Source organism: Alistipes sp. CAG:29, assembly GCF_000435435.1.
GTDB lineage: Bacteria > Bacteroidota > Bacteroidia > Bacteroidales > Rikenellaceae > Alistipes > Alistipes onderdonkii.
The window spans coordinates 7,468-21,097 of sequence record NZ_FR893506.1 but is presented as its reverse complement, the minus strand read 5'-3'; the positions used below and the strand labels follow the sequence as shown (position 1 = coordinate 21,097).

Here is a 13,630-nt window from a genome sequence, read left to right as displayed (position 1 = left end):
CACGACGCTGCACTCGATGCTGGCGGCGATGAAATATCCCGAATACCCCGTTGCCCTGGGCGTGATCCGCGCCGTCGAGGACGCCACGGTTTACGACCGCGAGGTGGCCCGGCAGGTCGAGGAGGTCAAGGCACAGAGCAAGATCCGCTCGGTGGACGAGCTGCTGCATTCGGGCGCCACGTGGGAAATCGAATAACTTAACAGGCATGACACTGATCCGGGAGGCATCCCGGCATACGGGAAAGCCGGCGCTCGAAGCGCCGGCTTTTTCCTTGGGGCGGGACAAACAAACGGCACCCCGGAGGAAGGATTGCCCGGCGGCCTCCAGTATGCCCCCCGCCTGCCGGTACGAAAGCCCCCCGGACAGCGGAGATGCTTGCGAAAATGCGGAAACAGCCTTATAATCCGCATGGCGGACAAAAAAACGATACCGGACGCCCCGCCCTACCCCCCCCTCCGAACGGCAGCAATGGTAATCCTGCGGTCGATTTTTTCCGGCCGCTATTTGGAAATAAAAAAATTTCCGTTATCTTTGCACCCACAACGGGGGATTAGCTCAGTTGGCTAGAGCGCTTGCATGGCATGCAAGAGGTCACCAGTTCGACCCTGGTATTCTCCACAACCCCGGTAAGGATGGACACAAGTCCATCCTTATTTTTTTATCGGAATCCATCCCCCCGCATCCACAGACGCCCCCTCTATCCTCCAACAGCAACCGGGCGCAGGCAAGGCGAGGCACCACACAGGTGCAGACAAACCCGCAGGCGGGCGCTGCCTGCGACAAAAAAAACGGCAATCGGCCGCAAAAAAAACGCAATCACCAGTAATACAGGACAATGACAGGCAACGAACGAGGCTTTTGAAAAAAATATCCGCCCTGTACCGACATTATCGGGAACATAGATTTTGACAATTCGGATATTTTACGTTTATTTGCATGAACATATTGATAAATATAAGAACATATACAAGACACAAAAGTGAACATAGCGGGTCGAACAGGGTAAAGATTCCCCTCAGGAATGACTCAGGGGAAAGCCCCCCGGGAAAGGCCTGCGCCGATGCCCGCAGCAAACCGCCCTACGCGCCATGCTATACGCCGATCCCGGCACGGCTATAATCCGGGGATAACACAAAAGCCCGAACGACATGAAATTACAACTCGACCCGAACTCTTCGAAACCGCTGCACCAGCAGGCCGAGGATCTGCTGCGACAGATGATCCAGCAGGAAGAGTACCGCAAAGGCAAACTGCTTCCCAACGAGGTGGAGCTATCCAAAGAACTGAACATCTCGCGCAACACCCTGCGGCAGGCCATCAACCGGCTGGTGTTCGAAGGGCTGCTCATCCGCAAGAAAGGATACGGGACGACCGTGGCGCCCCAGAACGTGATGAGCAACGCCCGCAACTGGATGAGCTTTTCGCAGGAGATGCATGCCCAGGGCATGGTCGTGCAGAATTTCGAACTACACATCAGCCGCAAGACGCCGCCGGCCGAGGCTTCCGAGTTTCTCAACGCCCCGGAAGGAGCCAGGCTGCTGTGCCTGGAGCGCCTGCGCGGACGCCCGAACCTACCGTTCGTCTATTTCATCTCCTATTTCAACCCCGCGATCCCGATGACCGGAGAAGAGGACATGGCGCTCCCGCTCTACGAAAACCTCCGGAAGAATTACGGCATCGTCGTCAAGACCTCGCGCGAGATGGTATATGCCCGCAGCGCAAACGCGGAGCTGGCCGAAAAGCTCGACATCAACGAAGGGGAGCCGATCCTCGTCCGCAAACGCTTCGTGCTCGACGTAAACGACACCCCGGTGGAATATAACATCGGCTATTACCGCGCCGACAGCTTCACCTACTCGATCGAATTCATCAACGGCTGACAAACACCACAACCCAAATGAACAAGTCACTCCACAAATTACTGCCCGTCCTGTTCGGTTTCTTCGTCATGGGCTTCTGCGACGTGGTCGGTATCTCGACCAGCTATGTCCAGCAAGATTTCGGGCTCAGCGAGACCCTCGCCGGATTCATCCCCTCGATGGTTTTCATCTGGTTCCTGCTGCTTTCGATTCCGGCGGCCCTCGCCATGAACCGCCTCGGCCGCAAGAACATGGTACAGATCAGCAACGGCATCACGGCCATCGGTATGCTGATCCCGTTCGTACACTACAACCTTGCCACGTGCATGACGGCATTCGTGCTGCTGGGCATCGGCAATACGATCCTCCAAGTGTCGCTCAACCCGCTGCTCACCAACGTGGTCAAGGGGGACGCGCTGACCAGTTCGCTGACCGCAGGCCAGGTCGTCAAGGCGGTCTCGTCGTTCTGCGGCCCCTTCATCGCCGCATTCGCCGCCGGCACGCTGGGCAACTGGCAATACCTCTTCCCGATCTTCGCGCTCATCACGCTGCTCTCGGCCGCATGGCTCATGTGCACCCCCATCCGCGAAGAGGCCGAAGCGCCGCAGGCCTCGCCCGTCGGTGCAACGTTCGCCCTGCTGAAAGACCGCACGGTGCTCCTCCTCTTCCTCGGGATCGTCTTTGTCGTCGGCGTCGACGTGGGGATGAATACCGTGGCGCCCAAGCTGCTGATCGAACGCGGCGGTTACCCCGTCGAGCAGGCCGGACTCGGGTCGAGCGTTTACTTCGTCTGCCGCACGGTCGGTGCGCTGATCGGTTCGATCCTGCTGGTGCGCATGAACGACGTGCGTTATTTCCGCATCCACATCTTCGCGGCCATCGCCGCCATGGCCGTCCTCTACTTCGTGCAGGGCACCGTGGGAATGCTGGCGCTCATCGGAGCGATCGGCTTCGCCTGCTCGAGCATCTTCTCGGTGATCTACTCGACGGCGCTGAAATGCCATCCGGAAAAAGCCAACGAGATTTCGGGGCTGATGATCACGGGGGTCTGCGGCGGCGCCGTCATCCCGCCCCTGATGGGCTTCACGACCGACCTCCTGGGCAGCCAGACCGGTTCGCTGCTGGTCATTTCGGCCTGCATGCTCTACCTGGCAGGCTGCGCCCTTGCCCTGCGCAGGTTCGCCGCGAAATAGACGGACGCCACGCACCTCATGTATATACATTAAACAGAAAACCATATAACCCAAAGGCGGCCGCAACGGCCGCCGGCAAACATCAACGATGAAAAAACACCTGCACAAACTGATCCTCTTCTCCGCGACGGCCTGTCTGTCGGCATGTACGGCCCAGGAGCCGCTGACGGACTACGTCGACCCGCGCATCGGCACCGCACATTCGCGGTGGTTCTTCTTCACCCCGGCGGCCGTACCGTTCGGCATGGCCAAACTGGCTCCGACGACCGACGGCCACCTGGGGAATCCCAACGGCTGGGAAGCCGTGGGCTACGACTCACGCCACACCTCGATCGAGGGCTTCGCCAACCTCCACGAGTTCCAGGTCGGCGGCGTGGTGGTGGCTCCGACGGTCGGCGAACTTCAGACCGTACCCGGGCCGCTCGACAACCCCGACGCGGGCTACCGTTCGCGCTTCGACAAGAAGGACGAGGTGGCGCGCCCCGGCTACTACTCCGTGCTGCTGAAGGATTACGGCGTCAAGGCCGAACTGACGGCCACCGAACGGGTCGGGTTCCACCGCTATACCTTCCCGGCAACGGAGGAGGCGAACCTGATCTTCAACATCGGGACGCGCATGGGCGAAAGCGGCCCGGTGCGCGACGCGTCGGTGACCTACACCGACGACGGACGTATCGAGGGCTGGGTGGTGACCGAGCCCGCCTATGTCGACATTTACCAGAAAGGCGCCACGGTGACAATGTATTTCAGCGCCGTACTCGACGCCGAGCCTGCGGCCTGGGGCGCGTTCAGCGGCGAGCAAACCTTCGCGGGGGAGCGCAGCCGCACAGGCGCCGGAGCAGGGCTCTACCTGCGTTTCGACACCCGCGAGCGTCAGCAGGTGGGGCTGAAGATCGGCCTGTCGTACACGTCGGTGGAGAACGCGCGGCTGAACCTCGAAAAGGAGGCCGCCAGGAAAGATTTCGACCGAGTGCGCCGCGAGGCGAACGACACGTGGGAAGAGGCGCTGGGCCGGCTTCGCGTCGAGGGTGGCCTGCACGATGACCGCGTGAAGTTCTACACGGGGCTGTTCCACGCCCTGCTGGGACGCGGCCTGGCCAACGACGTGAACGGGGCCTATCCGGCCAACGACGGCACGGTCGGACAAATTGCCCTCGACGGTGCGGGCAGGCCGGTGCACGACTATTACAATACCGATGCGATCTGGGGCGCCTACTGGAACCTCACGCAGCTGTGGAGCATCGCCTATCCCGAATACTATGCCGACTGGGTGGCGAGCCAGCTGCTGGTCTACAAGGACGCCGGATGGCTCGGCGACGGCATCGCATGCAGCAAGTACGTCTCGGGCGTAGGCACCAACTTCACGGGGCTCGCCATTGCCGCGGCCTACAACTGCGGCATCCGCAACTTCGACGTGGCGCTGGGCTACCAGGCCGCCCGCAAGAACGAGCTGGGCAGCGAAGGCCGCCCGGCCGGCGCGGGCAAACTGGACGTGGGAAAATTCGTCAGTCAGGGCTATTCGCCCTACCTGCCCGAACTGGGCATGCAGACCACGCCCGACGGCTCGGGATTCGCGGCATCGCATACGCTCGAATACTCGTTCAGCGCCTATGCCGTCGCACAGATGGCCCGCCAGTTGGGCCATGAGGCCGATTACGAGCAGCTCGAAAAGCTTTCGGGCGGGTGGGAGCTGCTTTTCGACCCCGAAACCAAGTACATCCGGCCACGGGATCGCAGCGGTGAATTCATCGCCGACTTCGACCCCCATGCGGCATGGGCCGGATTCCAGGAGGGCAATGCCGTGCAGTACACCTACTACGTGCCCCACGACATCGACCGGCTGGTCGAGATGGTCGGCCGCGAGGAGTTCAACAACCGCCTCGACAGCACGTTCCTCATCTCACGCGAGAGCGTCTTCGGCGGCGGCAAGACGATCAATGCCTTTGCGGGAGTCCATGCCTATTACAACCACGGCAACCAACCGAACCTCCACATCTCGGCGCTGTTCAACTTCTCGGGCAAACCGTGGCTCTCGCAGAAATGGATGCGCACGATCTGCAACGAATTCTACGGCACGGAGGAGATCCACGGCTACGGCTACGGGCAGGACGAAGACCAGGGACAGCTGGGGGCATGGTACGTCATGGCCTCGATGGGGCTCTTCGACGCGAAGGGGCTTACCGCCCCCGACCCGACGTTCCAGATCGGCAGCCCGTTGTTCGACAAGGTGACGATCCGCCTCAACCCCGATTACTACACGGGCAAGGAGTTCGTGATCGAAACGACGGGCAACACGCCGGAGAATTACTATATCGGTTCGCTGGAACTGGACGGCAAACCCTTGCAGAGCGTACAGCTTCCCTTCGCCGAAGTGGTCGGCGGCGGCACGCTGCGGGTGAACCTCGCCGCGGAGCCCAACACCCGGCTGAACAAATAACTACGAAAAATATACCGTCATGGCACAATCGGCACATAATCGCTACGCCCTGGGCGTGGACATCGGCGGCAGCCATGTCTGCTCGGCGGTGGTAGACCTCGCCACGGGGCAACTGTGCGGGGAACCGCACACGGACAAAGTCGACGCGGCAGCCGGGGCCCGCACGATCGCCGGGGCCTGGGCCGCGAACATCCGGCGCACGGCCGCGGCATCGGGCATCGGACGCATCCGGTGCGCAGGCTTCGCCTTCCCCGGGCCGTTCGACTACGAGCGGGGCATTTCGCTGATCCGGGGCGTGCGGAAGTTCGAGCGCATCTACGGGCTCGACGTCGCGGCGACGCTCTACCCGCTGCTGCGGGAGTGCGGCACGGAGGAGTTCCGCTACGTCAACGACGCGGCGGCCTTCGCGCTGGGCGAATGCCTCGGCGGGGTCGCGGACGACGCCGAACGCGTAGTGGCGCTGACGCTCGGCACGGGCGTCGGGTCGGGCTTCGTGGCCGGCCGCAGGCTGGTGACCTCGGGCGACGAGGTGCCCGCCAACGGCTGGGTATACTGCCTGCCTTTCGAAGGGGGCATCGTCGACGAGGCCTTCTCGACCCGCTGGGTATGCGGCCGCTACCGGGAGCTGACCGGGCAGGAGATAAGCGGCGCACGCGAAGCTGCCGAACGCCATGCGGAAGACCCCGCGGCACGGCGCCTGTTCGACGAATACGGGGAGCGGCTGGCGGCATTCGCAGCCCCCGTGGCGGAACGCTTCCGCGCCGACATGCTGGTGCTCGGCGGGAATATCTCGCGGGCCTACCCGCTGTTCGGGCCCGCCATGGAACGCCGGCTCGAAGCCGACGGCCACCGGATCAGGATAGGGCTCCCGGCCCGGCCCGACCATGCCGCCCTGATCGGCGCAGCATCGTTATTCATATAACCAAACAATAGTCATGTCTCTTTTAAGGAAAACAACACAGAACCCACTTCCGGTATGCAAACCGGAAACCGGAAAAAACCAATACGACATCTACCCGACACATGACCTCGGGCCGGATAAGATTTTCTGCGACTACACGTCGCTGGCACGGCGGCTGGCCGGACAGAAGCAGGTTGTCGTCGACGGCTATGTCGGCGTACGCTTCGACCTCTTCCGGCAGGAGCTGAACCGTGCGCTCACGCAGCTGGGCATCCGCCCCGTGTGGTGGAGCGTCGACGCGGCCCTGCGGCCGCAGGAGGAGATCGAACGCCTGGTCGCCCCCTATCTGGGCGGCGACGACCCGATCTTCGGCTTCCGCACCCCGCTGCGGCTGGAGGAGTTCTTCGACGGGGAAAAACTGCGGGCGATCGCACCCGACCCCGAGGCGGAGATGAACATACTCATCGGAACGGGCGCCGCGCTGGCCGGCTGGCAGGGCGAGTTGGTCTATATCGACATCCCGAAAAACGAGATCCAGTTCCGCTCGCGTGCGGGCAGCATCGCCAACCTGGGGGCCACGCAGCCCGAGCCCCCGAAAAAGATGTACAAGCGGTTCTATTTCGTCGACTGGGTCGTACTGAACCGCCACAAGAAGGAGCTGCTGCCCCGCATCGGCATCATCGTCGACGGGCAGCGCGAAGGGGAGATCACCTGGGCCGAGGGCGCCGACCTGCGCCGCGGCCTGGAGCACCTCGCCGCAAACGGATTCCGCGTCCGGCCGTGGTTCGAACCCGGGGCGTGGGGAGGCCAATGGATCCGCGAACACATCGGCGCACTGCCCCACGACGTGCCCAACTACGCATGGTCGTTCGAGCTGATCGTACCGGAAAACGGGCTGATCTTCGGCAGCGGCGGCAAGATGCTCGAAGTGTCGTTCGACATGGTGATGTTCCAGGGCGGCGAACAGGTCGTCGGCAGCGCGTGCTACGACGCATACGGCGACGAATTCCCGATCCGCATGGACTACCTCGACAACTTCGACGGCGGCAACCTTTCGATCCAGTGCCACCCGCAGCGGGAATATATCCGCAAGAATTTCGGCGAGGTACTGACTCAGGAGGAGACCTACTATATCCTCGACACGGCACCCGGGTCGGTCGTATACCTCGGGTTCAAAGAGGATATCGACCCTGCGAAGTTCGAACGGGCGCTGACCGAAAGCTTCGAAAAAGGCACGGAACTCGACGTGCCGCGCTACATCAACGCCGAACAGTCGGCGCGGCACGACCTGTTCCTCATACCGCCGGGCACGCTCCACAGCTCGGGACGCAACAACCTCGTGCTGGAGATCAGCACCACGCCTTACATCTTCACATTCAAGATGTACGACTGGCTGGCGCTCGACCTCGACGGGAAACCGCGCCCGCTGAACATCCGCCGCGCAATGGAGAACCTCTGTTTCGACCGCAAGGGCGAGGCCGTAAAACGGGAACTGGTGTCGCACCCCGCGCTGCTCGACAAGGGAGCGGACTGGGAACTGTGGCACCTGCCCACGCACCGCAACCACTCCTACGACGTGCACCGTTACAAGCTCAACACCTCGGTGGAGGTCGCAACGCAGGGAAAATGCCATGTCCTGAACCTGGTCGAAGGCGAAAGCGCCGAGGTCGAAACCGCGGGCGGCAGCCGCTTCCGCCTGAGCTATGCCGAAACGCTGGTAATTTCGGCGGCGGCAGGCTCCTACCGGATCGTCAACACCTCGGGGCGCGAGATCATGGTCGTGAAGGCTTTTATGAAATAACGGGTATATTCCCGGGCTGCGGGCCGGAAAAGGAACCGGCGAGACGATATTATTCGTATATTCATGCAATACGAACCTTAACGTAAGCACATCGCGATGAAAAAAGAGCTGTTAACCCTGTTTTGCGTGGCGGGAATCTCGTTCCCGGCACTCGGCGGCACCTACAATATCACCCCGAAAGCCCGCGCCACGGCATCGTCGTCGCTCAATGCCGACGGCGATGCCTCGAAAGTCAACGACGGCTACATCCGCCTCGACAATGCGGGCGAATGGGTATCGGCAGCGCAGATGCCCTACTGGCAGCAATTACCCTACCCTTGGATCCGGCTCGACTGGGACGAGGAGGTCACCCTCTCGCGCATCGTCCTCTACGACCGGCCGACGGGCGATGCGCATACGGCAGGCGGCGACCTCTTTTTCAGCGACGGTACACGTATCGGAGTAGTCGGGATCCCGGACAACGGGGAGCCCAAGGTCGTGGAATTCGCGCCCAAACGGGTCAGATGGGTGAAATTCGAGGTCAACGACGCCGTGGGTTCCCATGTCGGGCTCTCCGAGATCGAGGCATTCCCGCCCGCCGGGGCCGGAGGCGACTTCGTCTCGCAGGTCAACCCGTTCATCGAAACGACCAAGGGGCGCTATTTCTTCTTCATCACGGGCAACCAGCCGTTCGGCATGATCGGCGCCGCACCGCTGACCCGCAACCGCAACCAGTACGGCGGGGGCTACAACTACAATTCGACCGAGGTGCTCGGCTTCCCGCAGATACACAACTGGGTGCTGGCCGGGCTTACGCTCATGCCGACGACCGGCAACGTCGATCCCACCCTCGGCGAAGGGCACTGGAAATCGCACTTCCGGCACGAGGGCGAAATCGCCCAGCCGGGTTACCACCGCCTCTTCCTGGAGGATTACGGCATCTGGGTCGAGCAGACGGCCACCGACCGCACGGGGTTCTACCGCCTGACCTTCACCCGCGACGCCGAAGCCGGCATACTCCTGAACCTGGGCGGTTACCTGGCGTCGACGACCATGTGCAACGCCCGCGTGCGGCGGGTCGGGGAGCACGAAATCGAGGGCAGCTTCGACACCTACGGCCGCCACTGGGGCGGCCCCGAGAACGTCAGGGTTTACTTCGTCGTCCGTTTCGACCGGCCGTTCGACCGGCTCGACGGATGGGCAGGCACACGCCGTTATTCCGGGATCGACTCGCTCGAAGGCTCCTCCGAAATCACCAGGCGCCACCCGCGCGAAGCGCTGAGTTACCTGGACTCCCCCACATCGGGCGTCGCGGCACATTACGGCGTCCGTACGGGCGATCGCATCCATGTCCGCACGGCCGTATCGTACGTCAGTACGGAAAATGCACGGGAGAACCTCACGCATGACGCCACGACCTGGGACTTCGACGCCGTGCGCCGCGCGGCACAGGACGAATGGAACGAATGGCTGGGACGCATCGAGGTAAAAGGCGGCACGCAGCAACAACGGACAAAATTCTACACCGACCTGTGGCATGTCCTGCTGGGCCGCCACAAGATCGACGACGTGAACGGCGAATACCCCGACCTGACGGACGGCCAGCGCGCAGGTTCGTTCACGCGCGACATCCGGGTCAAGACCCGCACGCTCCCGCGCGATGCGGCAGGCCGCGTCGTGCATCACATGTATAATTCCGACGCCTTCTGGCTCACGCAGTGGAACCTCAACGTCCTGTGGGGGCTGGGATGGCCCGAAATGCCCGACGAAATGTCGGCCTCGCTCATCCGCTATGCCGACAACGGCGGGCTGATTCCCCGGGGGCCCTGCGCCGGAGGGTATACCTACATCATGTCCGGATGTCCGGCCACGCCACTCATCGTCTCGGCCTATAACAAAGGGCTGATGCGCAAATGCGACCCGATGCACGCTTTCCGGACGATGCAACGCAACCATATGCCGGGCGGCATGCAGGGAATCGGGGAATTTTACCTCGAACACGGCTACCAGCCGAAAAACGCCGGGATGACGATCGAGTCGAACTTCCAGGATTGGGCGCTCGCACAAATGGCCGTGCGTCTGGGGCTGGAGGATGAAGCCGCCTACTTCGGCAACCGATCCCACGGATGGCGCAAGCTATACCGCCCCGACCAGCAGTTGCTCTTCCCCAAGGACGAACAGGGCCAATGGCTGCACGACGATCCGCTCAGGGGCACCGGCTGGATCGAGGCCAATGCCTGGCAGGCCACCTGGGGCGTTTCGCACGAACTACCGGCCCTCGCAACGCTCATGGGCGGTTATGACAAATTCTGCGAGAAGCTCAATTATGCATTCGAGCAGGCCGCACCGCAGGATTTCGTGTTCGGCTACGGACAAGGCTACGTCAGCTACGCCAACCAGCCCGGATGCTCCAATGCACACGTATTCAGCTGGGGCGGGAAACCCTGGCTCACGCAATACTGGGTTCGCCGGGTGAACGAACAGGCTTACGGGGCCATCACGCCCGACCGGGGGTATGGCGGGCACGACGAAGACCAAGGGCAAATGGGCGGCGTGAGCGCACTGATGTCGATCGGGTTGTTCAGTACGCGGGGCACGGCCGCTGCCCGCCCCGTATACGAGATCACCTCGCCGGTCTTCGACGAGGTGTCGATCCAGCTCGACAAGCGTTATTACCCGGCCGACCGTTCCGACCGGTTCGTCATCCGCACCTACGGCAATTCGGACAAGAACTGTTATATCCAACGCGCACGCCTCAACGGCCGGGTGCTCAACAACTTCTGGTTCCCGCACGAAGAATTCGCACGCGGCGGCCTGCTCGAGCTATGGCTGGGGCCCGAGCCCAACACCCGCTGGGGAACCGGGAAACTCCCCGAATAGCGGCAGGCATATCCCCCATCGGCGGCGCATCCGGACAACGGCTGCGCCGTTACTTTTTCGGGGCGTCCCCGCCCGGGGAGGGAGGGGCCGGGAACAACGCGAAAAAGCCGGGAGCAACGGAAGGAGCCGGGAACAATGCGGGTACCGCAATGCCAGAAATGCCAGACAACGCCGCACGCCACGCAATCCGGCAAGTGGCGTCAACCTGCCGGACAGGCGGCAGAAAGCAGGCGGCGGTAACCTGCCGGGCAGGCAGCACACGGCAGAAAGCGGGCGGGCAGCAATCCGTCGGGCAGGCGGCAGCATCGCGCATCGAGAAGATTTCATGTACATACAAACAGCCCGCAACGGCCGCACGATGCACACACCGGCACGGCGGCAGTCCCGGGCACAGGGAATCGGGGATCGCTTCGGAACCGTGCAGACTCGGCTCCGGCAAAAATCATGCAGGCAAACAGGTACTATCCACAGAGATACCGGAAATCCTCCGAATATGGGAAATACAGCGGATGTTCACAAATTATCATAAAAAAAGAGCTGAAAAAAGTTGTATTTTAAAAATCTATGTATAAATTTGCAGTAGGCGTTAATGTTCATACATTATTAAAAATGTTCAACTATTAATCAACCAACCCAAACTACACTAACCTAAACTACTGAACCATGCAACATTTCTATCCAATCATCCATGCCGGCCGGCGACCCCGGCACAGGCTATCGGGCATTATGAGAGGCGGTTTTGTCCTGGTGCTGTCGGCCCTGATGTTGCCGGCGGCGGCAAATGCGGCCGCGGAAAGTTCCGCAACAGCAACTGTCAACCCCCCAAATACAGGGGGGGGGAAATCCGGCGTACGGTATCGGGCATCGTCGAGGACACGCACGGGGCAGCCGTTGCGGGCGCTTCTGTCGTAATAAAAGGATCGTCACGCGGCACGCTGACCGACAACGCGGGACACTACGCACTCGAGGGGGTGGAAGACGGAGACTTGCTGGAAATATCGTTCCTCGGCATGCAGCCGCAGACCGTCAAGGTGGGAGCCGGGCGCACTTCGGTGGACGTAGTCCTGTCGGAGGACATGATCGGACTGGAGGATGTCGTCGTGACGGGCTATACCACGATGAAACGCAAGGACATCACAGGTTCCGTCAGCTCGATCTCGGCAGACCGTATCGAGCGTATTCCGGCCTACAACATCACCACGGCGTTGACCGGCATCGCCGGGATCCGAATGGACGGGGGTTCGATCCGCATACGCGGCACCCGCTCGCGCAATGCCAGCAACGACCCGCTGATCGTCCTCGACGGCATTCCCTACGACGAAACGCTGGCCTCGATCAACCCCGGGGACATCGAGTCGATCGACGTGCTGAAAGACGCGTCCTCGACGGCCATCTACGGCGCCCGCGGCGCCAACGGCGTTATCCTGATTACGACCAAACAGGCCAGACAGGGCAAGACGACGGTAACCTACGACGGGTTCGTGGGTGCAGGCGTCAACAACCGGGGTTCGCTCGACGTAATGGACGCCGACGAATACATCGCATTTCAGCGCGAGGCGAGCCGCGCGGCAGGCACCTGGCACAGCGAAGCCGACGACGCAAAGGCGTTTTTCGGGATCGAACTGGCCAACATGGGCAAGGTCGACAATGACTGGATGGGAAAGTATTTCAACAAGAAACGCCTGTGGACAAGCCACTCGCTGACCATTTCGGCGGCAACGGACAAAAGCGCCTACAAAATCGCATTCAACTACAAGAACGAAGACAGCCGCTACAAAAACGCGGGGCACGACCACTTTTACCTGACCGCAGACCTCTCGCACAAGGTGCTGCCGTTCCTCAAGGTAGGACTTTCGAGCCGCGCATACTACATCGTCAAGAACGACAAGCCGGACATGTTCAACCAGTTCCTGCACATGTCCCCGCTCACGCAGACCCGCAACGAGGACGGCAGCTACAACGTCTACCCCTTCGGCGACCCGTTCGTGAAGAACCCCTACATGAACGAGAGCGACGACGTATATAAGGACAAGACCGAGGAGTGGAAACTCTTCCTGCGCTTCTTCGCCCAGATCGACCTGGCGAAGGGGCTCACGTTCAATACCAACTTCGCATACAGCCCCGCCTTCTCGTCGCGCGGCTATTACTACGACAACCGCTCGGTATCGTATACCGACGAGCGCAACGTGGCCTTCATGCACAACAACCGCAAGGCCGACTGGGTCTGGAACAACGTGCTCAGCTACAAACGCCAGTTCGGCAGGCACAATATCGACCTGACGGCCGTCTATGAAATGCAGAACCGCCAGACGGTCAATGCCTCGATGTCGGGCAAAGACCAGGAATCGCCCGCCTACCTGTGGTACAACATGGGGCGCCTGACCGATTCGAAAAGCCTGTCCTCGGGCTTCGTCCGCAGCCAGATGGTTTCGGTCGTCGGGCGCGTGCAATACTCCTACGACGACCGGTACATCGTCACCGCGTCGTTCCGCGAGGACGGTGCGTCGCAGCTCTCGCCGGGGCATAAATGGGCTTTCTTCCCTTCGGGGGCCATCGCGTGGCGCATTTCGGAAGAGCCC

Annotated in this window: 7 protein-coding genes, 1 tRNA gene and 1 pseudogene; all 9 read left to right on the top strand. The window is 61.6% G+C overall.

Features of this window, described 5'->3' with window-relative positions:
* Nucleotides 1-196 (top strand): annotated as a pseudogene (locus tag QVP03_RS12620) (2-oxoacid:ferredoxin oxidoreductase subunit beta); the annotation flags it as partial.
* Nucleotides 197-545: 349 nt separating this feature from the next.
* Nucleotides 546-619, top strand: a tRNA-Ala gene (locus QVP03_RS12615).
* Nucleotides 620-1,149: 530 nt separating this feature from the next.
* Nucleotides 1,150-1,881: a GntR family transcriptional regulator gene (locus QVP03_RS12610; RefSeq protein ID WP_022333751.1), complete on the top strand. Its 732-nt coding sequence runs from the start codon at nt 1,150-1,152 to the stop codon at nt 1,879-1,881.
* A 17-nt stretch (nt 1,882-1,898) separates the two neighbouring features.
* Nucleotides 1,899-3,053 (top strand): MFS transporter, encoded by a 1,155-nt coding sequence (locus QVP03_RS12605; RefSeq protein WP_022333750.1) that lies wholly within the window; start codon nt 1,899-1,901, stop codon nt 3,051-3,053.
* An 88-nt stretch (nt 3,054-3,141) separates the two neighbouring features.
* Entirely contained in the window at nt 3,142-5,490 is a 2,349-nt protein-coding gene (locus QVP03_RS12600; RefSeq protein ID WP_022333749.1) for a GH92 family glycosyl hydrolase, read from the top strand.
* Nucleotides 5,491-5,509: 19 nt separating this feature from the next.
* A complete protein-coding gene (locus QVP03_RS12595) occupies nt 5,510-6,412 on the top strand; it encodes an ROK family protein (protein WP_018696818.1) in 903 nt (300 codons plus the stop codon).
* Between the two features lie 13 nt (nt 6,413-6,425).
* On the top strand, nt 6,426-8,192 hold the full coding sequence (locus QVP03_RS12590) for a class I mannose-6-phosphate isomerase (RefSeq protein WP_022333748.1): 1,767 nt from the start codon (nt 6,426-6,428) through the stop codon (nt 8,190-8,192).
* Between the two features lie 96 nt (nt 8,193-8,288).
* Nucleotides 8,289-11,051 carry a GH92 family glycosyl hydrolase gene (locus tag QVP03_RS12585; RefSeq protein ID WP_022333747.1) on the top strand — a complete coding sequence of 921 codons (2,763 nt, stop codon included), beginning with the start codon at nt 8,289-8,291 and terminating at the stop codon, nt 11,049-11,051.
* An 842-nt stretch (nt 11,052-11,893) separates the two neighbouring features.
* Nucleotides 11,894-13,630, top strand: a 1,737-nt coding sequence (locus QVP03_RS12580) for a SusC/RagA family TonB-linked outer membrane protein (protein ID WP_288210822.1), incomplete at its 3' end; no start/stop codon positions are given.